Below are 24,302 nucleotides of genomic sequence, written 5' to 3' on the forward strand. Positions count from 1 at the left end.
GTCATGAGTGACCGTCACGACTATCTGGCTCTGGACTGGGTTCGCGGGGAGATCCAGGAAACCCTGAACCAGGCGCAGCAGGCACTGGAAGCGTTCGTGGATACCCCGGACGACGCCACCCGCATGCGTTTTTGCCAGGCCCATCTGCACCAGGTGTACGGCACCCTGCAAATGGTGGAGTTCTACGGTGCTGCTCTGCTCGCCGAAGAAATGGAAAAGCTGGCTCAGGCGCTGCTGGAAGCCCGGGTCGGCAACGTGGGAGATGGCCAGGAAACCCTGATGCGGGCCATCCTGCAGCTGCCGCCTTATCTCGACAGGGTAGCCAGCAACCGGCGCGACCTGCCGGTGGTACTCCTGCCCCTGCTCAATGATCTGCGAGCCGCCCGTGGCGAACCGCTGCTGTCGGAAACCGCCCTGTTCAAACCGGATCTCACCGATGCCACCGGCCGCGGCCAGATCCCCGAAGACCTGCTCAACGACCCGCGCTTTATCCAGCTGGCCAAGAAAATCCGTCAGATGTTCCAGATCGCCCTGCTCGGTGTGCTGCGCAACGACAATATGGGCGAGAACCTGGGCTACATGGCCAAGGTCTTCACCAAGCTGGAGCAGATCACCGGCGACGCTCCTCGCGCTCCCCTGTGGAGCATCAGCAATGCCCTGGTGGAAGGGCTCTCCGAAGACGCCATTGTCCTGGGCACCTCGGTAAAACTGATGCTGGGCCACGTGGACCGCAACCTGCGTGAACTGGTCAGCGAAGGCGCGGCCAGCCTGAACCGTCCGGCGCCCACGGAACTGCTCAAGAACCTGCTGTACTACGTGGCCAAGGCGGACGCGGACAGTCCGCGCATCCGCGACGTGAAAGCCCGTTTCCGTCTTGACGATGCCTTGCCTTCCGATGACCTGATCAACGCGGAACGGGCCCGCATGACCGGCCCGGATGCCGAAGCCATGAATTCCGTGGTGAAGGCGCTTTCCGAAGAGATCACCACCGTCAAGGACGCCCTGGAAGCCTTCGTCCATAACGGCGAAAGCGATGCCAGCAAGCTGCATCCACAGACCGTAACCCTGAAACAGGTGGCCGACACCGTGGCCGTACTGGGCCTGGGCCAGCCACGCACCCTGGTGGAAGAACAGCTCCACGCGGTAGAGGACATTGTTGCCGGTAAACGCCCTGCGGAACGCGAAACCCTGATGGATATTGCCGGCGCCCTGCTTTATGTGGAAGCGACCCTGGCCGGTATCAGCGGCGGCGACCGCCGCGGAAAATCCTATAACGGTGATCAGAACGACGTGCCCGGCCACGTGGGCCAGGCCATGGAAGCGGTACTGCGCGAATGCCGAGCCGGCCTGGAAGAGGCCAAGGACGGTATCGTCGAATTCATTGCGTCCCAGTGGAACCCGGAACATCTTCACCCGGTACCGGAACGACTCAGTGCCGTGCGCGGCGGCCTGGAAGTGATCCAGCTCAACAAGCCGGCACTGATATTGCGCCAGTGCGTGCAGTTCATTCAGGAAAAACTGCTTGATGCGGACCAGCCCAAGCCGGACTGGCGCAGCATGGACACTCTGGCGGATGCCATCACCTCGGTGGAGTACTACCTGGAACGTCTCAGCGACGATCCGGAAACCACCGACGATATCCTGCAGCTGGCCCGCGCCAGTGTGGACGCGCTCGGTTATCCCCTGGATCAGGGCAGCGGCTTCGGCGATGACCCGGTGGAAGTGGAACGCATCGAGCTGGACGCCGACGTGCAGATCGACAGCGATACCACTGGCCAGATCGGCGACAGCGACGACCACACCGAGGACTATCCGGAGTCGGACATTTCCCTGGAGCCGGCCTTCAACGATCCCGCCGAAGTGACCTGGGACACCGCGGATGACCAGGACGACCCGACTCTCGAGATTACCGGCCTGGCGCCCACAGACCAGGGCACGGACAGCGCGGAGCCAGAATCACCGGAGACCACCGAAAACCTGGCGGATGAAGACGATGACAATCTGATCGATGATGAAATCATCGAGATTTTCCAGGAAGAAGTGGGCGAAGTGCTGGAAGCCCTGGACCAGTATTTCCCCCGCTGGGCCGCCAACACCAGCGATGAAGAGTCCCTGGTGGAATTCCGTCGCGCCTTCCATACCCTGAAAGGCTCCGGCCGAATGGTCGGTGCCAGTACCGTGGGTGAGCTGGGCTGGTCCGTGGAAAACATGCTCAACCGGGTGATTGACCGCACCATTGAGCCCACCGCCGTACTCATTGATCTGGTGCAGGAAGTCCGCAACCGGGTACCCGCCCTGGTGGATGCCTTTACCCAGCGACAACCGGATCCGTTCGATGTGCAGCCCCTGGCCGACGCCGCCGATACCCTGGCCGCCGGTGGACAGATCGATCAGGTGCCGGCGATCACAGGCCAGACCGGTAGCGACACCCTCCCTGCGGACAGCGCTGACACCGTCGACCAGGACGACGATGCCTCCGCTGATGACGCACAGGCCGACGACACCCTGGAACTGACCCTGCCCGCAGACAGTGACGGGTTCACGGACCGCAGCGATGACCACGGCGACAGCCTGTCCGTGGAAGATCTGGCCGCCTTCAACGACGCCAGCGACGAGGGCACGCCGCTTGATTGGGAAAGCGACGATGCGTCAGAGGACGGCATCATCGAGTTCAACCTGCCCGAGGCCGACGCCCCGCAAACGGACGCACCCGCCCAGCCGCTCGACACGGACGCCAGCAGCGACAGCGAAATTGACAGCCTGGCCGACATTCCGGACATGAGTGACGGCGATGACCTTCCGGCAGAGAGCGCCAGCGAGGAAGGCACGGACCCGGTACTGCTGGAAATCTTTGCCAGCGAGGCCCTTCGCAATCTGGCATTGATTGAGGAGTGGCTGCAGACCGTGGACCCGGACCTGTCCGAGCACAGCCTTGACGACAGCGTTCACCGTGCCCTGCACACCCTCAAGGGCAGTGCCCGCATGGCAGAAATCGAAGCGGTGGCGGAAGTGGCAGAGCCGGCCGAGAAACTGGTGCGCGACCTGATCAGCAGTAACCGCCGGGCCAGCAGCCAGCAGGCCGAACTGCTGCGCCAGGCCCACCAACTGGTGCGCGACAACCTGGAACAACTCGACCAGGCCCACCTGCCCGGTGCTGACGCCCTGATCACCGCCCTGCAGCAACAACGGGACGGACTGGCCGAACAACGGGATTCCGGCCCGGACCCGCACATCCTTTCCGTCTTCCTGTCCGAAGGCATGGACCTGATCGTGGATGCGGAGCAACTGCTTGAGCAGTGGTCCAGGAATCCGCAGCAGACCGAAGAGCTGGTGAAACTCCGCGACGAGCTGCAACTGCTCTCCAACAGCGCCACCACCGCCGGGCTTGGCGAAATTCATGCCCTGGCTGCGGGCCTGGCGGCCTGCTACAGCGCCGTGGAATCCGGCCGGCTGGCGTACAGCGAACAGATGTTGTCCCTGGCCGGCGAAGGCCAGGATGCCCTGGTCAACATGATGGACTGCCTGGCTGCCGGCCAGACCGTGCGCCCGGAACTGGGACTGGTGGATGCCCTGCACGAACTGGCAGAAAGCAGCGGCCCGGACGACGATGGCCCCGGCTCCGGCACTCGTGCGCCGCAGTGGGATGACGCCTTCTCTGATCACACTGCCGACACCCCGGAAGCGGACAGCGATGCGGATACCCAGAGCTGGGCCGACAGCAATGAATATCAGGCCCATATGGATCCGGAGCTGGTCAGCCTGTTCCTGGAAGAGGCCGAAGAAATTCTGGAATCCGCCAGCCACACCCTGGATCAGTGGGAAGAGGGCGATGCCAGCAATGTGGATGGCCTGCAGCGGGACCTGCACACGCTCAAGGGCGGCGCCCGCATGGCCGCCGTGGCGCCGGTGGGAGACCTGGCCCACGAACTGGAAAACCTTTACGAAGCCTTCAATACCGGCCAGCTAGAGGCGGATCCGGCACTGTTTGCCCTGCTGCATCGCTGCCATGACCGGCTCGCCGACATGATCGACGGCCTGCGCGCCGGCCGCACCCCCGACAGCGCACCGGAACTGGTCAGTGCCATCCAGGCCTTCCTGCGTGGCGACACGACGGCTGCCGACATCCCGGGCACCGTTGTTACCTCCCCGGACAATGACGACCTTGCTGACCACACGCCTTCCGATTTTGCTGCAGACACCGGTCCCGCGCCCGTTGCGTTTGAGGACGCGCCCAGCATGCCGGCGCCCCCTCAACCGGAGCGTGACCCGGAGCTGGTGGAAATCTTTCTGGAAGAAGCGGATGAAATTCTGGAGTCCGCCGGCAGCAGCCTGGAACAGTGGATCAGCGAGCAGGACAACCTGATCGAACTGCAGTCGCTGCAACGGGACCTGCACACCCTCAAGGGCGGTGCCCGCATGGCCGAAGTCCGGGAACTGGGCGATCTGGGCCATGAACTGGAAACCCTGTACGAGGGGCTGGCACAGAGCCGTCTGGCTGTTGAAACAACCCTGCTGGATCTGTTGCATCGCTGTCACGACAAGCTCGCGGAAATGGTCGAGGCGCTCAAGGCTGGCGAGCCGCTTCCCCAGGGCGACCAGCTGATTCAGGCCATCCACGACTACGTGGCCGACCCGGCCGGCTTCAGCCTGCCCACCCTGGCCACCAGCTCACCGGCAGATCCTGCGCCTGCGGCGGTCACGGAGACGACCGCCCCGGCCAGTGAACCCGACGACAATGAATACAGCGACTGGGAATCCGACAGTGACCCGGAAATCCTGGAAATCTTCCTGGAAGAATCCGATGAACTGGCAGAGATCATTGACGCCTGCCTGACCTCCTGGAAAGACCATCCGGAGAGCCAGGATTTCACCGACGATCTCAAACGCGCCCTGCACACCCTCAAGGGCGGTGCCCGACTGGCCGGCCTGAAACCCCTGGGCGACATCAGCCACGATTTCGAAACCTATCTGCTGGAACTGGAAAAACGCCGCGAAGCGCCCACCCAGGAAGACTTCCAGCCCATGGTCAACTGGTATGACCAGATTGTCCGCGGCATGGAATCCGTGGCCCGCAGTGCCCGGCGCCATTCCCTCTCTCCCGCTGAGGAGACGGGCACCACACTGGCACCGGCGGCGGACAGCGCGCCACAACCGCAGCAGCCCAAACAGGATGATCGTCGCCAGCGCCAGAACCAGGCCCAGCCCCAGGAAATGGTGCGGGTGGGGGCCGACGTGCTGGAAGCACTGGTGAACCTGGCCGGGGAAACCTCCATTAACCGCGGTCGGGTAGAACAGGGGATTTCCGAGTTCACCTTCAACGTGGAGGAAATGGGCAACACGGTTCAGCGTCTCTATGAACAGCTGCGACGGCTGGATTCGGAAACCGAAGCGCAGATCATGTCCAACTACCAGAAAGGCGTGGACCGGGGCGAAATCGACGAGGATTTCGACCCCCTGGAAATGGACCAGTACTCCGAGCTGCACCAGATCACCAAGCAGCTGTCGGAATCCGCCTCGGACTTGCTCGATCTGAAGAACACCCTGCTGGACCGCACCAAGGACACGGAAACCCTGCTGCTGCAGCAGTCCCGCATTAACACCGAGCTGCAGGAAAAACTGATGCGCACCCGCATGGTGCCCTTCAGCCGCCTGGTGCCCCGTCTGCGTCGCATCGTCCGGCAGATCTCCGGCGAAGTGGGCAAGCGGGTGGATTTCGATGTGCTCAACCCGGAAGGGGAACTGGACCGCTCCCTGATGGAGCGCGTGGTCGCGCCCCTGGAGCACATGCTGCGTAACGCGGTGGACCACGGTATCGAAACCCGGGAAGGCCGCCAGAGCGCCGGCAAGGCCGACACAGGCCGCATCAATCTGGAGCTGGGCCGGGAAGGCGGCGAGGTGGTGATCACCCTGTCCGACGACGGCAAGGGGATCGACACGGATGCGGTGCGCCGTAAAGCCGTGGAGCGTGGCCTGATCGCCCCGGATGCCCAGCTCTCCGAGCAGGAAATCCAGCAGTTTATTTTCCACGCCGGTTTCTCCACCGCCGCCGCCGTCACCCAGATTTCCGGGCGCGGCGTGGGCATGGACGTGGTGGCCAGCGAAATCAAACAGATGGGCGGCTCGGTGACCATCGATTCCCACAAGGGGCAGGGCACCCGCTTTATCATCCGCCTGCCGTTCACCCTGGCCATGAACCGGGCCCTGATGGTGAAAGCCGCCGAAGATACCTACGCCATCCCGTTGAACCAGATCGAAGGTATCGTGCGCATCAGCCCCTTCGAACTGCAGCATTACTTCGAAGAAGACAACCCGGTCTACACCTATGTGGGCCAGGACTATGAACTGCAATACCTGGGCAACTTCGTCCATGGCACCCGCAGCCCGCATCTGGACAATCACACCACTCCCATGCCGGTACTGCTGATCCGCAGCACCGAGCACACCGTGGCCATCGTGGTGGACAACCTGGTGGGTTCCCGGGAAGTGGTCGTGAAATCCGTTGGTCCGCAGCTGGCCTCGGTGGCCGGTATCAGCGGCGCCACCATCCTCGGTGATGGCTCCGTGGTAATCATTCTCGATATCCACTCGCTGATCCGTGCCGCCCACGTGCAGGTGCCGGCAATGGGTGTCGCCGATATTCCGGTACTGCCTCAGGAACCGGTTGAGCAAGACGACCAGGACACCGACACCAGACGCGATACTCCGCTGGTCATGGTCACCGATGACTCGGTCACCGTGCGCAAGGTCACCACCCGCCTGCTGGAGCGGAACGGCTACGAGGTGGTCACCGCCAAGGACGGCATGGATGCCATCGCCAAACTGGAAGACATCCGCCCGGATGTGATGCTGCTGGATATCGAAATGCCACGCATGGACGGCTTTGAAGTGGCCACCCATGTGCGCCACGACAGCCGCCTGAAGGACGTGCCGATCATCATGATCACCTCCCGCACCGGCGAAAAACACCGCGAGCGGGCCTTCGATATTGGCGTGAACTGCTACATGGGCAAACCGTTCCAGGAGAACGAACTGCTCTCCACCATTCGCGAACTGCTGGGCGAATTGCAGGAAACCGGTGACGAATGACCGCCCCGGGCCGGGTCGGCGTGATTGCCGACAGCACATTGCAGGGCCACCTGCTATCCAGCGCTGTGAAGGCCCAGGGGTATCAGGTGGTGGTCAACACGGACCCGGAAGCCCTGGAACAACGCTGGCTGGCGGAAGGCGCGCTGGACCTGTGGGTGGTGGACCTGTCCAGCGAAGATCGCTGGCAGAGCTTTCTGGATAATCTGCTGGAAGAGGCCGCCGCGCCGATTCTGTTCTGCGATGGTCAGGCACCGGCCCGCACCGATGCCCGCTACCCGAAATGGGAACGGCGACTGGTGACCAAGCTGGTGGATTTCATCGGCAAACCGGCGGTGGAAGAACGTCTGGACGTGATCCCGCAACGGCCACCAACCGTAAAAATCCCCACCCCCCGGGAATTTGAAACCATTCGGCCGGGCGACCGGCCCCGACGGGTCTGGGTGTTGGGAGCCAGCCTGGGCGGCCCGGCGGCGGTAAAACTGTTTCTTGATTGCCTGCCGGCCAATCTGCCGGTGGCCTTCGTGCTGGCCCAGCATATTGATGGCAGCTTTCTGGACACCCTGTGCGGAGTCCTGGGCCGGGACAACAATATTGATTGCAAAGTGGGCGTGGACGGCAGTGCCCTGCGTCACGGGGAACTGGCCATTGCCCCGGTGGATTATGCGGTCAAGTTCCGCCACGACGGTCGCATCCAGTCCACGGGCCAGGCCTGGGAGGGCCCCTATGCGCCCTCCATCGATCAGGTGATACAGCATGTCAGCGAGGGCTTCGGCAATGCCTGCGGCGCCATCCTGTTTTCCGGTATGGGGAACGATGGCGCCATCGCCGCGCCGCGGCTGGCTGCCAGCGGTTGCCCGGTGTGGGCACAGAGTGCCGATACCTGTGCGGTCAGCAGCCAGCCCGATTCCGTCCGCGAGACCGGCTGTGTCAGCTTCAGCGGATCACCGGAGCAGCTTGCGCTGCAGCTGGTGGAACGGTTAAGAAGAGAATTAAAGTCTGCATGAAGGAACACGTTGCCGGTTTCACATTGCCACGCGGGAAAGGGCAACGCGGGGCCCGGGGTTTACCCAACCACCGCCGCAGCCATGGCATGACACCTGCCCACCGCTACCGGCAGGGCCGGCCCGGTTTCAGTCAGCCTTTCGCGGACCCGCAAACTTGCAACTTGCCACTTGAAACGTCACTCAGAGGTCAACCATGAGCAGCTTGCCATCCGATATTTCCAGCCTGCTGATCCCCATGCAGGGGCGCCCCTGGCTGGTGCCCAACATCGTGGTCGCTGAAATCATTCCCCTGCGCCAGCCGGACCGGCCCGGCCATGGGCCTGAGTGGCTGCTGGGCTGGCTGAGCTGGCGGGACCAGAACATACCGCTGCTGTCCTTCGAGAAGCTTAACGAATCCGGGCAGATCACCATCGGCCAGGATGCCCGTATCGCCGTCCTCAACACCGTGGCCGGCAAAAGCACCTTCTACGCGGTCATCGTGCAGGGGATTCCGCGGATGATGAAAGTGGCCAAGGACGATCCGGTGGAAGAGCCGGTGGATACCGGCCCTGCGGAGGCCATGTATATTCAGGTGGGCGGCGATCTGGCGGTGATTCCCGATCTGGATGCCATCGAAGGCGCCGTGGCAGGACTGCGGGACGGCGCATGATCGATCGGGAACGGCTGGCAGCCCTGGCGGCAGAGGAACCCTCCCGATCCGGGGTGTATCGCAATCGTTTCGCCACCCCCCGCCATGGCCTGGGTGCCTTCCTGCGCTGGCAATGGGATACCCGGGGCCGCTTTCCCCGCCACCAATCCTTCCCGCTCCAGCAACCGGATGCCCGACGACTGGCCAACCCGGGGCCACATCCCCAGCTCACCTGGATTGGCCATTCCACTTTCCTGTTCCAGCACCGGGGCTGGAACCTGATCACCGATCCGGTTTTCTCTGAACGCTGCTCGCCACTGCCTTTTGCCGGGCCGAAACGGGCGGTCCCCCCGGCGATCACCATCGACAAGCTGCCAGCCATCAATGCGGTGCTGGTGTCCCATAACCACTACGACCACCTGGACCGGGCCTCCGTCAAGCAGCTGCAGGCCCGCTTTGGCCGGGAGATTCTCTGGTTCGCTCCCACCGGCGTCGCATCCTGGCTGCGCAACCTGGGCGTGGAACGCATCATCGAACTGGGCTGGTGGCAAAGCGAATACCATGGCCAGGTGGAAGCCTTCTGTCTGCCCGCCCAACACTTCAGTGGCCGCGGACCCGGCGACCACAACCGGACCCTGTGGTGCAGCTGGCGGCTGAACTTTCCGGATTTCAGCCTCTATTTCGCCGGCGATACCGGCTATGCCCCGTTATTCGGCGAAATTGGCGACATTTTCGGCACCGTAGACCTGGCCCTGTTACCCATTGGAGCCTATGAACCCCGCTGGTTTATGTCGCCAGTACACATAAACCCGGCGGAAGCGGTTACAATTCACCGGGAGATTCGCGCCCGCCAGTCGGTTGCCATGCACTGGGGCACCTTTGTGCTCACCGACGAGCCCATGGACGCACCGCCCCGGGCCCTGGCCCGGGCGCTGGAAGAACAACAGATCGATACCGAGACATTTCGGGTCCCGCAGCATGGCGAGACCCTGACAATTGAATTGCCGTCATGAGTAAACAATACCAGGGCCGCCGCCTTTGGCTGGTGGTCCGTCTGCTTGCCTGGTTACCGCTGCCACTGGTCACCGCCTTCGGGGCCACGATTGCCACCCTGATCACCCTGTTGCCGCTGCGTTACGCCAGCGCCTACCGGGTCGTTCTGATCAATCTGCTGGCCACCCATCCGGACATGACCCTGGCCGACGCCAAGCGCATTGGCCGCCAGAGCATGGCGGAACTGGGCCGTACGCTCACCGAATTCAGCCATGTCTGGCATCGCCCGGTAGAAGAAACCCTGTCCCGGATCACCCATATCCACGGCGAACAGGCCTTTCTGGATGCCTGCGCCAGTGAGCGGCCGGTACTCATGTTGTCCCTGCACCAGGGCAGCTGGGAGATCAGTAATCTGTATGTGGGCGACAAGGGCAACCGTGACCGGACCCTGATCATGTACCAGCCCCATCCCGCCACCCTGATGGACGCCATGGTCAAGGCCGCCCGGGAACGCACCGGCTCGGTACTGATCCCCACCAACAGCCAGGGCGTGAAACAGGCCCTGGCGGCCATGAAAGCCGGCGGCACCCTGGGGATTCTCTCCGACCATAACCCGGGCAACCGCAGTAATCCCTGCGTGCCGTTCTTTGGCTATGAGGTGCCCACACCCGCACTGATCGACAAGCTGGTGCAACGCTACCGGCCCCACGTGTTCATCGTGTCCTGCATCCGCGGTCAGGGCGGCGTCCAAGACATCCATCTGCACTTCGAAGCGGCACCGGAGATCGAACAGGCCTGCGATTGCATGGAAATCCTCACCGCCATGAACACCGGTCTCCAGCGCTGCATTGATCGCAATCTGGCCCAGTACCAGTGGACTTACAAACGCTTCAAATGGGGGCCCAATGGGCGACGGCGCTGGTACCGGCAATCCCGGGAGATACTGGGCCGCATCGCACAAGGCGAGGACCGCAAGAGTCTGGGCCTGCACCCGGACACTGACCCGGATCAGTGAATCCCCGTTAAGCCAGGATTAATCTTTATCCGCCATACTGCGGTTACTGGAAACGGGAGAACACCATGAAAACAACACCGACAAACTGGCATGGATTGCACAAAGGCCTCCACTGGCTGGTGGTCTTGCTGCTGGTGATGGTCTGGGGAGCGGTAGAACTCCACGAGTTCTACGCAAAGGGAGACCCCATGCGGGAATGGTGGAAGATGCTGCACTTTTCCCTGGGATTGACGATCCTGGTCGTTGTGCTGGTTCGACTGTATGCCCGCACCTTATACCCACGCCCGGCACCTGTGGGCGCCGCCTGGCAGCGCCAGCTATCCCGTCTTGTCCATGTCCTGCTGTATTCTGTGTTGCTTGCCATGCCGCTCGGCGGCTTTGCCATGCGCCAGTTTGCCGGCAAGACCATCGAAATCTTCGGCATGTTCAGCGTCCCCCAGCTGACAGAGATCAATACCGACCTGGCCAAGCAGATTGCCTTCATCCACAAGGAAGTGCTGTGGACCGTATTGCTGGTCCTGATCGCCCTCCATGTTGCTGGCGCCCTGTGGCATCACTTCATCGACGGGGACGCCACCCTGAAACGCATGCTCCCCGGCAACCATAACGACTGAGATAATTGCCCGGCAGCGGGGAAGGCGCCACAATTGCCCCCCATTCCCATCGCCTGACAACCGGAGCATGCATGACCATCGAAGACGGCAAGGTCGTTACCCTGCATTACAGCCTGTTCAACGCCGACGACGGCAGCGAAATTGAAAACTCCCGGGAAACCGGCGAGCCCATGGCGTACCTGCACGGCTATAACAACATCATCAAGGGGCTGGAAAACGCCCTCACTGGCAAGGCTGTCGGCGATGAGGTGGATGTGACTCTGAGCCCGGAAGAGGGCTACGGGGAATACGACAACACCCTGTTCCAGCGTATTTCCCGCAAATACCTGAAACACGCCGGCAAACTCACCCCCGGCAAGGTGGTCACGGTGTCCACCGACGAGGGCCCGCGCATGCTCACCGTGCTCAAGGTGGGCCTGAAAACCGTGGATGTGGACGCCAACCACCCCCTGGCCGGCCAGTCCCTGCGTTTTGTGGTGCAAATCACCGACATCCGCGACGCCAGCGACGAAGAAAAAGCCCACAAGCATGCCCATGGCGTGGGCGGGCATCAGCACTGAACTCTGCCTTCATTGATCTTTGACTTCATGTAGGAGCGTCGCTGGCGGCACGATAACCGAACCTGTAAAGATTCCACTCGCGATAGAAAGTTTGTGATCGCGCCGCCAGCGACGCTCCTACAGCCGAGCGCTTCCGTGCTATCTTAGTTCATCAAAATAATGCACACGCGACAGGGGCTCAGAAATGGATCTGCCGGAATACAGTTACTGGATTATCGCCGGGCTGGCCCTGGTCATTGCCGAATTTGCCGTCTCCGGGCTGGTGGTGATTTTCTTTGGTATTGCCGCCTTGCTGGTGGGCTGCCTGAAGTTTCTTGGGCTGCTGGATGATACCGCCTGGGAACTGACCCTTTTCGCAATGACCAGCCTGCTGCTGCTGGTCTTCGTACGTCGGGTCATCAACGACAAACTGATGGGTACCGAACGGCAACGGCAAGGCGAAGAAGACAGTGCCGGCCTGGTCGGTGCCCGGGCCACCGTCGCAGAGGCGTTCAGCAACGGCGTGGGCACCGTGTCCTATCGGGGCGCCCGCTGGCAGGCCCAGTGCGCTCACCCCCTGCATCCGGGCGACATGGTGCGCATCACCCAACACGACGGCCTCTGGCTCACCGTAGAGCCCTGGACACCTGGACCACAGACGCCCGCTGAATAAGCCCTGTGGCCAACCCGTATTCCTCTCAATTCGCTCCCAATAACAAGGAACTCTCTCCATGGCAGGTTTAATCATTTCCGCTCTTATCGCCCTCGGCGTCATCGTTCTGCTCTTCATGGTCATCCGCATCGTGCCACAGCGGCAGGTGTATGTGGTGGAGAGGCTGGGCAGGTATCAGACCTCCCTGGAGGCGGGCCTGCATTTTCTGATGCCCTTTATCGACCGGGTTGCCTACAAGCATTCCCAGAAGGAAATCGTCCGGGACGTGCCACGCCAGAGCTGTATCACCAAGGACAACATCGAAGTCTCCATCGACGGCGTCATGTACCTGCAGGTCATTGATCCCAAGGCCGCCAGCTACGGTGTGGATGACTATGTCATGGCTGCCCAGCAACTGGCCCAGACCACCCTGCGTTCCGTGATCGGCAAGATCGACCTGGACAAGACTTTCGAGGAACGGGGCGAGATCAACATGGAAGTCGTGCGCGCCGTGGACGAAGCGGCCCAGCCCTGGGGCGTGAAGGTACTGCGCTACGAAGTGGCCGACATCAACCTGCCCGTGTCCATCAAGGATGCCATGGAGAAACAGGTTCGCGCCGAGCGGGAACGTCGCGCGGTGGTTGCCGAGTCCGAGGGTGAGCGCCAGGCCGCCATTAACCGTTCTGAGGGGGATCGCCAGGCCGCCATCAACCGCTCCGAAGGTGAGAAGCAGGAGATGATCAATATCTCCGAAGGGGAAAAGATGAAGCAGATCAACGAGGCGGAAGGTCGCGCCAAACAGATCGAGCTGGTCGCCCTGGCAACGGCCAAAGGTCTGAACATGGTCGCCCGGGCAGTGAAGGAAGAGGGTGGCGAAGAGGCGGTAAGCCTGCGCATCGCCGAGCAATATGTCGCCGCCTTCGAAAAAGTCGCCAAGGAATCCACCACCCTGCTGCTGCCCCAGGGCCTCAGCGACATCGGTGGCGCCGTGGCCGGCCTGCAGAAAGTCCTCAAGACCGTGGAAAAAACCCCGGCCTGATCCCCACCTTAAGGAGCTTGCCCAGGCAAGCTCCGCCCTCTCTGTAGGAGCACCGCTTGAGGTGCGATAACAGCGGTCGCGAGTCGGCAAACGCAGAAAGCCCATCGAAACTTTCTGGTTCTGTCGAACGCTGAAGCGCCTGATCGCCTTTCGTCGATTCCGCGTTGGCACGCGGTTCGCACCTCAAGCGGTGCTCCTACAGCGGCTTTGTAGATATCGTCTTTCCGTCAAGGCTTGCATTCCCTCCCTACCATCCCGACATTCTTTAAATACCTGTGCCCACGCCAATTAGGAGCCCCCATGTCCCGTCATTTCGAACAGGCCGACGGCCTCTGTGACACCCCGGACGACGCCACCCGCGATTACCTGTTCAACCAGACCATGCTGCGCATCAAGGACCCCCAGGTCAGCCTGGATTTCTACACCCGTGTGCTGGGGATGCGCCTGTTGCGCAAGCTGGACTTTCCGACAATGCAATTCTCTCTCTACTTCCTCGCCTACCTGGATGAGGAAGAGGCCAGTCAGGTCCCGCAGGACGATGCCAAACGGCTTACCTATACTTTTGGCCGTGAAGCCATGCTGGAGCTGACCCATAACTGGGGTACCGAAAAGGATACGGATTTTTCCTACCACAATGGCAATGACCAGCCCCAGGGATTTGGCCATATCGGTATCACTGTCCCCGATGTTTATGCCGCCGCCGAGCGCTTCGAAAGCCTGGGCGTCCCCTTCGTCAAGAAACCGGATGACGGCAAAATGAAGGGCCTTGCCTTTATCAAGGATCCGGACGGATACTGGATTGAAATACTGCAGGCCGACATGATGGAAAGGCAGCAGAAAAGGGACTGAATCGTTTCACTTTTTTGACAGCCAAAAAGTTTTTTTGCCACATTGGACGCTTGTCCCTAAGGTGAGTTTTTGGCTTTTACTCGCAACCTTTACTGAGGGGACAATCCGTGGCCACCGCTTCCTTACTGACCGCGCAACAGCGCAAGCTCTGCCAGACCCAAAGCAACCAGCCTGCACCCAACGGCCCCCGCGCCAAAGCCCTGCTGGCCCTGGATGAAGGGAACACCCAGCAACAGGCGGCGGAAGCATCCGGGCTGTCACTGGGCCAGGTACGCTACTGCCTCCGCCGCTTCCGCACCGTGGCCCTGGACCTGTTCGACCCAGCCACGTCAACGACAAACAAGCCGGCTGCCAAGACCGTTACCGCCGCCACCGATGGCGCAACTGCCAGCAAGCCCGCCAAAGACAACAAGAAGTCCAAGAACAAAAAGGATGACAAGAAAGGAAAAGCGAAAAAGAAAGACAAAAAGCTGAAACCGATCAAGCCCAAAACCGACAAGGGCGACAAGAAATCCAAGAAGAAAGACAAGAAAGGCGACGGCAAGAAAGGCAAAAAGAAGAGCAAGAAAAAGTAACGCGGCTGGCATCACGAAGGGCGGCAGCAGCCCGGGCATCCACGCCATAATGTCGCTGACTGCCGGGTAAGCAAGTGTGACTGCGAAAGCGGAGACACCACGCCCCCGACTCCGCGCCGCGTGCTACACTTCGGGCTTGATCACCGGCAACATCGGGGGATGCCTTGCTGACACGTTTACCGCCCTGGGTGGAAGTCGGGGCCTTCCTGCTCGCTTTTCTGGCCGGTAGCGTCAATGCCGTGGGCCTGCTGGGATTCAGCCACCAATCCGTATCACACCTTACCGGCACCTCCTCGCTGCTGGGCCTGGCATTGGCGGATCTTGATCTGTCCGTGGCCCTGCACCTGCTGTTCACCCTGCTGAGCTTTCTCGCCGGCGCCGCCCTTAGCGGTGTACTGATCACCAGCACTGCCCTGAAGCTGGGCCGCCATTACGGGTTCTCATTGCTGATCGAAGCGGCTCTGCTGGTCATGGCCATGTTGTCCCTGCAACAGGGCAGTGATCTGGGCATCTATCTGGCGTCCATGGCCTGCGGCCTGCAGAACGCCATGGTGACCACCTACAGCGGTTCCATTATCCGTACCACGCACCTGTCCGGGATCTTCACCGACCTGGGCATCATGCTCGGCAACCGCCTGCGTGGCATTCCCCTCAACGGCCGCCGGCTGTTGCTGTTCGTCTTGTTGATTGGCGGCTTCGTCTGTGGCGGCGTGGTCGGCACCTGGCTGTTCCGGTTGCTGCATTTCACCGCCCTGTTGGCCCCGGCCACCCTGGCCGTCTCACTGGCCGGCGTGTATTGGGCGTACAGCCGGCGGTATCGTTAAGTCACCTGACCGGTTTGCCCGGATGGCGAGCCAAGCCGTCACCGCTGCCAGGCATAATCCATCTGCCGGGCCGTCTTGTCCGCCAACTCCCGGCCATGCAGTCTTTCCACCAGATGCAGGCTCATATCGATACCGGCGGAAATACCCGCCGAGGTGAGACGATTGCCATCCTCGACCCAGCGGATTTTTTCCTGCACATCCAGCGCCGGGAAACCATGGCGCAGGTCAGCGATATCTTCCCAGTGGGTGGTTACCCGATGGCGGGTGAGCAGGCCAGCCCGGGCCAGCAGAAAGGCCCCCGTACAGACCGATGTGACCCAGCGGGCGCCGTCGCCGGCCTCGCGCAGGGCTGCCAGCAACACGGGGTTATCCATGGCAGCGGTATGTACCCCGCCGCTGACCACTAATACGTCCAGCGGCGGGTGATCCGCGAGGGTAAAGTGACTTTGCACCGCAAAGCCGCCGCGGGCCATCACCTGATGGCGTTCGCTGATCAGCGACACCTGCCAGGGCGGGGCATCACAGAGCCGGGCGGCGGTGGCAAACACTTCGTAGGGGCCGGCAAAATCCAGCACCTCGGCGTCATCGTAGATCACAATCCCGATTTGCAGCATGGCAATTCCAGGCAGTTATTTGGGGGGCAGGGTGCGCACGAAGGCAAAACAGTGAGTCAGCCAGCGTTGTAGCGCAGCCTCCTCGGCTACCGTCTCCGCGTCAATCATCAGCATGCCCTTCATGCGCCGGCCGGTGAAATCCATTTCGCCGGCGCCAGGCTCAGCGGACAGCCTTTCATGGGCCTGCGGCCCGACCCGGGCCATCAGGCGGTCACCCAGAATGCCGCAGCACATGTTGCCGGCGATCATGAAACAGAGGCCGCCGAACATGCGCTTTTCATCGGGCAGGGCACCACTGACGGCCAGCAGACCTTCGCGGACCCGCTGCGCCAGATCAGCATCAAACGCCATCAGAACACGGCGCGCAGCGCATTGACGGTGAGCCCGATCAACGCCAGAGAAGACAGAGCAAACAGCACGAAACGCAGTTCGATCTTGTTGATCAATGCCTGCAACAGGGAATGCACCACGCGGATCCCCACATAGGCCCAGGCCAGTGTCAGGTTGATGCCATCCCCCTGGCCCAGCAGCGCCAGTGACAGGGCCACCGCATAGAATACCGTCGGCTGCTCCATCAAATGATTATAGTTATCCGCCTTCCAGCGAACCCTGGCGGGCAGGGTGCTCATCTGCTCACCCCGCGGCGCCAGCGGGTCCGGCTTCATGCTGGCGGCTTTCATGGCCGGCAACCGGGTGACATACATCCATAGCCACATGACCATGGACCAGGCCACCAACACCACCACCGGGGCCAGAATCGGGCTTGTCACTTGCATGGTTATTCCTCGCGCTCAGTGCGCCCTGAAACCATCATAACGCTTGTTCCAGAGCCGCCAGCAGCAAGCCGGCCATAAAGGCGGACAGCATCACCGCGGCTATTTTTATTTTGGAAACCGGTGGCGTTAGCTCAGGCAATCCCCAGACGGAACAGGACGCAACCCAGGCTTTCGCGGCACCGCGACTCATCGCATGCCGCCGACACAACAGAGCCACGGCGGCCTTTTCCCCTCTGACAAACAGTACGCTTTCCACATCTTCCGGCAGTCTCATGGTTCTTCCCTGTTTGTTATTATTGATAGTCTTTCCAGAAAACTCTTACCCTCCAGGCCGCATTGATAGCAGCCTCAGCGGCAGTCTGCTTTTTTCAAAGCTGGCCGCTGATCCAGCCCCATTCCTTGAGGGTGATCAACCCGCCCAGCGCTCGCACATCCAGCCAGTCACGCAAGGGCGCCATTTGCGTGCTGAAAACGAACAGACCCAGCACAACAAGATTTACCACGGCCCCCAGCCAGAAAAAAGTACGAAATGGCTGCTTGCGGGTTTTATGACGAAATAGCGGGCGGGCCAGCATGGCGCCGGGCCAGCCACCGGCAAGGGACAAGAGGTGCAGGGTATTTTCCGATACTCGCTGGCGGTCATTCACCGCCGCCCGCTTGTCCAGCGCGAATATCAGGAACGTCACGGCGGCGATCAACAGCAGGTAACTCATCAGGAAAAACCGGAACGCATACTGCGACAAGCCCCCCCACAAGCCACCATAGAAAGCTGCCACCGCAAACACTGGAAACAGAAACTCCGGCAACAAAAGATGACCGGGACGCCAGCACCGTTCCACGTCCACGGCACGCACCCCTTTGGCCGCATCCGGCTCAACACGAAACCGGACTTTCTCTCCCGCTTTCGGGCGCGAGCGGCTCCCCTCAAAGGCACTGACATGAACAAAAATGTCCCGCCCTTTTCGATCGGTAATAAAACCGAAGCCGCGCGCATCATCCCACTGCTTCAGCAGCCCTTCTTGCTTCTTCATGATAGTTCTTCGCTAACAGTGTGATGGCCATGCCAGGCCGACCTTGTCATCTGAACTTGGCCAACGAACAGCCCGCAACCGCGGTGACGCAATAATAAATGTAAAAACTTTCCTGTCATGGCGCGCTTTCCGACGCCTTGGCAGGCGTATTTTCTGGCACCCGGGGAGTAGCGTTTTCCCTGAAAAATCCTCGGTATGGGCGGATCCAGGGACAACCTTTTTTACGGGTATTGCGAAAAGAAAAACTGTGCCATCAGTCATTGTTCTGATGTCATTTTGTCTCCCCCCAACCCATGACCGATAGGCGTCGGCTTTCATTCTCCCTATCCTTTTTTCGCTCACCCGATGCCAGGGTGAATATTTGGACCATGGCACTAAAAATAACCAATAAAAAGGAAAATCAATGAAACGCCATTACCGCTACCTCGCACCCCTTTTGTTTTTCATCTTTCTCTCCCCGGCCCTGTCACAGGCAGACAGTTGCCGGCACACCTTTAGCGCTGACGAGTATCAGGCTCTGCTATTCCATAGCAACCCTGACAACGTCCAGACCTTTTCTGACGCCTTGCCCCATATCCGTGAAATCGAAGAGCTTTTCACTCGCTATGGCGACCATCGCGGCGTATTTGCCATTTTTTACCGGAACATTCTTGAAACGGCGGCCCCGGAGATCGAACAGGGCAATTTCAAATTCAATGGCTGGAGCGAAGCGGTAAGCCGTCAGTTTGTGCTCCGCTACATGGATAACCTGCATCGCCATTTACTGGGCCAGCCGGTGACAGAGTCCTGGCATAATTTCTATCTTATCAGCGGCGATTGTTCCCGGTCTGTCGGACGGGCGGCAGCGGCAGCGTTGACCGCGCACCTCACCCTGGATTTCCCGGAAGCCATCAACGACGCCAACTCATACTTTTTTCATTTCAATGATTTCTATGCCATCGGGCAACTATTGACCGACGTGACCCTGTCGCTGGTCGATGACATTGAAAATGTCTACGGCGTTGACTTGACTGATTTCTTTAATCTGTATTTTTTTGGTGAAGCCATTGATCAACAGTACGGTGATGGCGTGAGTTCCGAAATCCTTTTCCAGAGTGTTCGCATCACCTCCTGGTCCCACGGGTTGTCCTTGCGGGCCCGGTGGATTGATAACGAAAAAACGCGTCAAGCCATGCTTAACCTTTGGTTATTCGAAGAACATAACCTGGATATCCTGGAGTCGCTCAATAAACTTTGAGCGACTGCCCACCGCAGCGATCAACCGCTCACCAGTTCAACGGGGCTGAAGATCGCTGCGGTGATGATCACCGGCTGTTTTCCAGCCACGCCCATAACGCGGCCAGCAGCGCCACCGGTGCGGTTTCCGCGCGCAGTACCCGGTTGCCCAGGGCGAAGGGGATAAAGCCCCTGTCAGCTGCCGCCTGCAATTCCTCATCGGAGAACCCGCCCTCCGGCCCGGTGAGCAGAGCCAGCCCGTCCACACCATCCAGAGCTGCCGGCGAGAACGGTTTTTCTCCCGGGTGGGCGATCAGGCGCAGCGCGGGCAGAGCACCGGCAAGCCAGGCCGACAGTGGCACGGCCCCTTCAATCACGGGTGGCCGATTGAGCCCGCACTGTTCGCAGGCGCTGATGGCGATTTGCTGCCACTGGCCCAGCTTTTTTTCCTGCCGCTCGCCCTTGAGACGCACCTCGCAGCGTTCCGTGTCCAGCACCACAATCCGGGCGGCCCCCAGTTCCGTGGCTTTCTGGATGGCATAGTCCATCCGGTCGCCCTTGATCATGGGCAGCGCCACGGTGACCGCCAGCGGCGCGGTGCGATCCTCATCCACAAATGCCAGCGGCTCCACGGTCACCGACTTCTTGCCCACCGCCAGGATGCGCGCCGACCATTCGCCGCCATGCCCGTTGAACACCACCACCTCATCGCCAGGCGCCATGCGCAGCACCTTGCCAATATGATGACTGGCATTGGCGCCCAGCTCGGTAGCAAGGCCGGACTGGAATTCCTGATCGTCGTAAAAGCGGCGGGCCATGGGGTCTCCATCAACAATGGGTGCCAGTGGGAAAATCAAAAGGCTACCATAGCGCCGGTCGAAGAGACTGCTATCGAGTGAGAGATTCCATGGGCGAAATCGTAGCCTCCCCATTCCAGCCGCCCCTGTGGCTGCGCAACCCGCATCTGCAGACCCTGTGGGGGCCCTTGGGCCGGGCCTTGCCGGAGGTGGAGCGGCACAGCGAATGGCTACCGCTGGCGGATGGCGACCGGCTGCTGCTGGACTGGGCGGGCCCCGAGCGTCATCCCGGGCAGTTGACCGTGATTCTGCTCCACGGCCTGTCCGGGTGCAGTGACTCCCACTATATGCGGGGCATTCAGAAGGCCCTGGCGGATGCCGGGGTCCGTTCGGTGGCCATCAACAGTCGCGGCGCCAAGCAGCCCAACGACACCGCCCTGTGCTACCACGCCGGGGAAACCGACGATGTGGATGCGGTGATCGAGCATGTCTTTGACCAGGACCCCACCGGCAACCGCATCGCCATCGGCGTCTCCCTGGGCGGCAGCCGACTGCTGAACTGGCTGGCGCACCGGGACAACGGCAAGCTGACGGCGGTGGCGTCGGTGTGTGCGCCCCTGCGGCTGGACCTGTGCGCCAACCGGCTGGACCGGGGCCTGTCGAAACTGTACCGCCAGCATTTGTTGAAAACCCTGCTGACTCAGCTCGGCGACAAGAAACGCCACCTGGACAAGGTCAACCAGCCGGAAGCCAAGCGCCTGCACCGGCTGAACATGAGCGGCATCCGCTCCTTCTGGCGCTACGACGACCAGATCATTGCGCCTCTATACGGTTTTCGCGGGGCCTACCACTACTACGCCCAATGCTCCGCCGGCCCCAAGCTGCTGCAGATCCGCACCCCCACACTGATGCTGCAAAACCGCGACGACCCCTTCATGACCCCGGAGACCCTACCGCGCCAGGAAGAACTGGGCCCGGCAGTGACCCTGGAGGTGAGTGACTACGGCGGCCATGTGGGCTTTATCAACCACGCGCCCCAGCGCTACTGGCTGGAGCAGCGGTTGATGGCGTTTGTGCAGGGGTTCGGGTTTCGCTGACAGGCATGGCCTCGCCCCTCAGCCTGGGCGAATCCATCCCGTTGGAGCCCATGCTTGCATGGCGAACCGAGCGACAGCGAGGCCGTGATGGTTTTCGGCAAAGAAAAGGGCGGGCAGGCGAGGTTGCCTTACGTTTATCAGGTCTTGTCTTTTACTGCTTGGGGCACGGGGCAAGACCTGACCCCAAGTCTCTCATATCTATAAGCCACACCCCCATGGCTGCCAGGGCAAACGCGATTACTAAACCTATACTCAATTTCATAGCGACACTTAACGCTTGCAGCAGGGGCGCGACGCCAGGAGCGTCCCTTGCCTGCACTTGTTAGCGTAGTGTCTCATTTATTTTTTCACCGAACTGGATAGATTGAGTTCGATGCCGTTTAACAATCGAAATTAGTTCCACATCACGAACTTCAGGAAATAACTGATCCCTGTAGCTAAACGCCTTGAAATTTACGCCGTGGAAAAATCCGTCTTCCATCGAGAGTTGGTAGTTAGGCTTCACCAGGTGTATGTGCTTTATGGTGTTCGTGAATGCCTTGATATATTTACTTTCGTCAGAGCGGATCAAGGTTTCGAATGCCTCCCTCAAGAGACCCGGCTTCATCCTTTTCATTACCTTGCCTGACGTCACATCGTTAACCTTTAGGCGGTTCGATAAAGATACGACGTTAAGGACTTGCGCCAGTACGTCAGGTAGCGTGTTCGCCATCATCACAGCTGATGCTAGCGAAAATTCCCTAATTCTTGTCGCTATCTGAAACTTATCATCTTGCGAAAACAGCTTCTTAGTTATCTGTGCTTCATTCATCTCGGCATATGGTTTGAAGCATTCATCTGCCTGAAGCAAATGATAATACGTCGCTTTACTCTTCCAATCGAAAGAATCGAGAAACTCAATAAGCTCCTTTTTCTCAGCATCATTAAGAAAAACGGCGGCCTTCTCTCGAAGTTCCTTTAGATTCCAACTCGCCATATTCACTACCGCTAACAGGTATTAGGAAGCCCGCTCGAATATCCAATGAACGCGCCGGCTTCATATCACAATTATTAAATTTGCATATCGAAACATAAAAGCAGAAAAGTCAGTCAGTTACAAACCGGTCGGTTTACGCATGATTCAATATGTTGACCTCTTCTTTTCCCTGACCCAATAACACTGATCATAAAGACAGAGTGATTGAGAATAGGCTCCAAAAATTTGGGGTCAGGTCTTGCACTGTGAATGAGTGCAACATTAAAAAGGTATCTGACCCCACTGTTCCTGAAAAAGCTTCAACCAATCAAAGTGTCCTTGAAGTTGAACCAAGCCCAAAGGGCAAATAACATATAAACCGCTATCATGATATTGGCTTTTTTTCCTTTTACCTTTGTTCTTTTGGGCTTCACTGACGCAATCGAGTCTCCTCCCCGAACAATGTCCAGCTCGTAATATCCGTAACCCAGCCTCCGAATGACATCCACAGATTCACCATGAATTTCAAATGAAAACTTATCCCCCATAGACTCCGACACCCTGACCCCATCAACATAGAGAATCTTATTTTCAGAGGACGAAGAATAGGCCACTATCCATTCATATCCTTCAACTTTATAGATGTCATAGGCCCAACCATCAGGAATATCGGGCTGTTGGTTCCCCACCACCTCAGAAACTTCGTAGACATTTTTTTCGTTATCCATAAATACTTTTCCTTCTGAAACCGGGCTCAGATACTCTTTTGACGTACAAGCCACTCTATCGATACTGCTACCTTAAAGGGCTGCACTGATTTCAATACACCATAAAGTCAGCTTAATCAGCTTTAGCACACTCGCGCCCACGACGGCTTTCGGTTCAGCTCACGCTGTTCTGGATGTTAGACCATGGTGTTTATTGTTGGACTTTGATGCTTGGCAGCCATGCTAGGCACGCACAACGCCTTTCTTGCAGCACCAAATCAGAAAATTCACTTTATCTCAGCAACTTACAAAAATATGTAAGCCATATCCTACATATTCAACTTGCGCGCGGGTGAAAAACGGCGGGATGGCGAGCAAAAAAGGGGAGGGACATCGGCAAACTGACAACCAGACATTCAACGGTCATCAACGCCTGCACTGAAAAGGGATTGGGGGATGGGTTATTAGCGGGGTAAAGTTTGGCGCATTCACCACAGAGGGCAGAGAGAAAAGAAGGTTTTCCTCCGTGTTCTCTGTGTCCTCGTGGTAAGACCGTTTTTATAACGGCAGCGGGAGGGGAAGGGCCCCTATTCGCTGCCGGTTCTGTCCAGCCCGGGCACATGGCCGAGCAGCAACGCCGAGGTGGTATCCACCGCCCGGTAGCGGGCCTTCATTTCTTCCAGGTGTTCGCGGGCTTCGCCGCGCAGGAAGGGTTCTTCCAGGCAGATGATCTGGTAGATGCCGTGGCGCATCAGGGATTCGTCCAGGGCTTCATCAGCGGCCGCATCCGGGCGCAGGCCGTGAACCAGTGCCGCCCAGGAGGACATCAGCACCCAGGTGTTCACCATCAGCCCCTGTAGCTGCTCGTCATCCACGGCGATGATGCCACTGCTGCGCAGCTCCCCGTAAATCACCAGCCCCCGTTCCAGCACCACTTCCACAAAAGCCTGGTAGCGCGCCGCCAGGGCCGGGTCGGCATGCAGAAAGTGGGTCAGGTCCCGGTGGAAAAACCGGTACTGCCACATGGAGGCCAGCAGCCCTTCGAAATAATGGGTCTTGATGGTCCAGGTCAGCGGCCCCTGGGGGGCTTCCAGCAGGGCCAGCAAGTTCTGGCTGTAGCGCTCGAACAGGGCGGCCACGATGGTGCCCTTGTTTCGGAAGTGGTAGTAGAGATTCCCCGGGCTGATGCCCAGGGCCTCGGCGATGTGATTGGTGGTCACATTGCGCTCACCTTCCCGATTGAAGAGAGCCAGGCTGGTATTGAGGATCCGTTCCTTGGTGCTGGTCATTGT

23 protein-coding genes are annotated in these 24,302 nt (G+C 59.8%); 14 read left to right on the top strand and 9 right to left on the bottom strand.

Features of this window, described 5'->3' with window-relative positions; all coding sequences use genetic code 11:
• Positions 1-3: 3 nt before the first annotated feature.
• The 12 genes from C4S63_RS07975 to C4S63_RS08030 all read left to right on the top strand — a co-directional run bounded on the left by C4S63_RS07975 (position 4) and on the right by C4S63_RS08030 (position 15,818).
• Positions 4-7,086 carry an Hpt domain-containing protein gene (locus C4S63_RS07975; RefSeq protein ID WP_103917247.1) on the top strand — a complete coding sequence of 2,361 codons (7,083 nt, stop codon included), beginning with the start codon at positions 4-6 and terminating at the stop codon, positions 7,084-7,086.
• A complete protein-coding gene (locus C4S63_RS07980) occupies positions 7,083-8,090 on the top strand; it encodes a chemotaxis protein CheB (RefSeq protein ID WP_062815152.1) in 1,008 nt (335 codons plus the stop codon). Before C4S63_RS07975 ends, C4S63_RS07980 begins: the two co-directional genes overlap by 4 nt.
• Positions 8,091-8,283: 193 nt before the next feature.
• Positions 8,284-8,739 (top strand): chemotaxis protein CheW, encoded by a 456-nt coding sequence (locus tag C4S63_RS07985; RefSeq protein ID WP_063509837.1) that lies wholly within the window; start codon positions 8,284-8,286, stop codon positions 8,737-8,739.
• A complete protein-coding gene (locus C4S63_RS07990) occupies positions 8,736-9,731 on the top strand; it encodes an MBL fold metallo-hydrolase (protein ID WP_103917248.1) in 996 nt (331 codons plus the stop codon). Before C4S63_RS07985 ends, C4S63_RS07990 begins: the two co-directional genes overlap by 4 nt.
• Complete coding sequence (locus C4S63_RS07995) at positions 9,728-10,726, top strand: lysophospholipid acyltransferase family protein (protein ID WP_103917249.1); 999 nt, start codon at positions 9,728-9,730, stop codon at positions 10,724-10,726. Before C4S63_RS07990 ends, C4S63_RS07995 begins: the two co-directional genes overlap by 4 nt.
• Before the next feature lie 65 nt (positions 10,727-10,791).
• Positions 10,792-11,340: a cytochrome b gene (locus C4S63_RS08000; protein ID WP_063509835.1), complete on the top strand. Its 549-nt coding sequence runs from the start codon at positions 10,792-10,794 to the stop codon at positions 11,338-11,340.
• Positions 11,341-11,411: 71 nt separating this feature from the next.
• Complete coding sequence (locus C4S63_RS08005; protein WP_063509834.1) at positions 11,412-11,900, top strand: peptidylprolyl isomerase; 489 nt, start codon at positions 11,412-11,414, stop codon at positions 11,898-11,900.
• A gap of 184 nt (positions 11,901-12,084) precedes the next feature.
• Complete coding sequence (locus C4S63_RS08010; RefSeq protein WP_062815146.1) at positions 12,085-12,552, top strand: NfeD family protein; 468 nt, start codon at positions 12,085-12,087, stop codon at positions 12,550-12,552.
• A 58-nt stretch (positions 12,553-12,610) separates the two neighbouring features.
• Positions 12,611-13,570: an SPFH domain-containing protein gene (locus tag C4S63_RS08015; protein WP_062815145.1), complete on the top strand. Its 960-nt coding sequence runs from the start codon at positions 12,611-12,613 to the stop codon at positions 13,568-13,570.
• Positions 13,571-13,870: 300 nt separating this feature from the next.
• Complete coding sequence (gloA, locus tag C4S63_RS08020) at positions 13,871-14,419, top strand: lactoylglutathione lyase (protein ID WP_103917250.1); 549 nt, start codon at positions 13,871-13,873, stop codon at positions 14,417-14,419.
• A gap of 107 nt (positions 14,420-14,526) precedes the next feature.
• Complete coding sequence (locus C4S63_RS08025; RefSeq protein ID WP_103917251.1) at positions 14,527-14,994, top strand: helix-turn-helix domain-containing protein; 468 nt, start codon at positions 14,527-14,529, stop codon at positions 14,992-14,994.
• Positions 14,995-15,158: 164 nt separating this feature from the next.
• Positions 15,159-15,818, top strand: coding sequence for a YoaK family protein (locus C4S63_RS08030; RefSeq protein WP_063509831.1), 660 nt, complete (start codon positions 15,159-15,161; stop codon positions 15,816-15,818).
• A 38-nt stretch (positions 15,819-15,856) separates the two neighbouring features.
• Here C4S63_RS08030 and C4S63_RS08035 read toward each other — a convergent pair whose 3' ends face one another.
• The 5 genes from C4S63_RS08035 to C4S63_RS08055 form a co-directional block, all read right to left on the bottom strand.
• Positions 15,857-16,432, bottom strand: a complete 576-nt coding sequence (locus tag C4S63_RS08035; RefSeq protein WP_200819525.1) for a DJ-1/PfpI family protein — start codon at positions 16,430-16,432, stop codon at positions 15,857-15,859.
• A gap of 15 nt (positions 16,433-16,447) precedes the next feature.
• Positions 16,448-16,783: a TfoX/Sxy family protein gene (locus C4S63_RS08040; RefSeq protein ID WP_103917252.1), complete on the bottom strand. Its 336-nt coding sequence runs from the start codon at positions 16,781-16,783 to the stop codon at positions 16,448-16,450.
• Positions 16,783-17,208, bottom strand: coding sequence for an MAPEG family protein (locus C4S63_RS08045; RefSeq protein ID WP_082810726.1), 426 nt, complete (start codon positions 17,206-17,208; stop codon positions 16,783-16,785). The genes C4S63_RS08040 and C4S63_RS08045 overlap by 1 nt, the downstream gene beginning before the upstream one ends.
• Before the next feature lie 34 nt (positions 17,209-17,242).
• Positions 17,243-17,482 carry a hypothetical protein gene (locus tag C4S63_RS08050; RefSeq protein WP_062815140.1) on the bottom strand — a complete coding sequence of 80 codons (240 nt, stop codon included), beginning with the start codon at positions 17,480-17,482 and terminating at the stop codon, positions 17,243-17,245.
• 94 nt (positions 17,483-17,576) lie between these two features.
• Complete coding sequence (locus C4S63_RS08055; protein WP_103917253.1) at positions 17,577-18,239, bottom strand: DUF1294 domain-containing protein; 663 nt, start codon at positions 18,237-18,239, stop codon at positions 17,577-17,579.
• Positions 18,240-18,642: 403 nt separating this feature from the next.
• Here C4S63_RS08055 and C4S63_RS08060 point away from each other — a divergent pair, with 403 nt between their 5' ends.
• Complete coding sequence (locus tag C4S63_RS08060; protein ID WP_103917254.1) at positions 18,643-19,476, top strand: DUF5995 family protein; 834 nt, start codon at positions 18,643-18,645, stop codon at positions 19,474-19,476.
• A gap of 67 nt (positions 19,477-19,543) precedes the next feature.
• On the opposite strand, the gene C4S63_RS08065 is transcribed toward C4S63_RS08060, so the two are convergent.
• Positions 19,544-20,272 carry a 16S rRNA (uracil(1498)-N(3))-methyltransferase gene (locus C4S63_RS08065; protein WP_103917255.1) on the bottom strand — a complete coding sequence of 243 codons (729 nt, stop codon included), beginning with the start codon at positions 20,270-20,272 and terminating at the stop codon, positions 19,544-19,546.
• A gap of 89 nt (positions 20,273-20,361) precedes the next feature.
• Here C4S63_RS08065 and C4S63_RS08070 point away from each other — a divergent pair, with 89 nt between their 5' ends.
• Positions 20,362-21,348, top strand: a complete 987-nt coding sequence (locus C4S63_RS08070) for a YheT family hydrolase (RefSeq protein ID WP_103917256.1) — start codon at positions 20,362-20,364, stop codon at positions 21,346-21,348.
• 322 nt (positions 21,349-21,670) lie between these two features.
• Here C4S63_RS08070 and C4S63_RS08075 read toward each other — a convergent pair whose 3' ends face one another.
• From C4S63_RS08075 to C4S63_RS08085, 3 genes are all read right to left on the bottom strand, one after another.
• Entirely contained in the window at positions 21,671-22,324 is a 654-nt protein-coding gene (locus tag C4S63_RS08075; RefSeq protein ID WP_103917257.1) for a hypothetical protein, read from the bottom strand.
• A gap of 299 nt (positions 22,325-22,623) precedes the next feature.
• Positions 22,624-23,031 carry a hypothetical protein gene (locus tag C4S63_RS08080; protein WP_103917258.1) on the bottom strand — a complete coding sequence of 136 codons (408 nt, stop codon included), beginning with the start codon at positions 23,029-23,031 and terminating at the stop codon, positions 22,624-22,626.
• 566 nt (positions 23,032-23,597) lie between these two features.
• Entirely contained in the window at positions 23,598-24,299 is a 702-nt protein-coding gene (locus tag C4S63_RS08085) for a TetR/AcrR family transcriptional regulator (protein WP_062815131.1), read from the bottom strand.
• Positions 24,300-24,302 lie beyond the last annotated feature (3 nt).

Source organism: Alcanivorax sp. DSM 26293, from assembly GCF_900107995.1.
Classification (GTDB): domain Bacteria; phylum Pseudomonadota; class Gammaproteobacteria; order Pseudomonadales; family Alcanivoracaceae; genus Alcanivorax.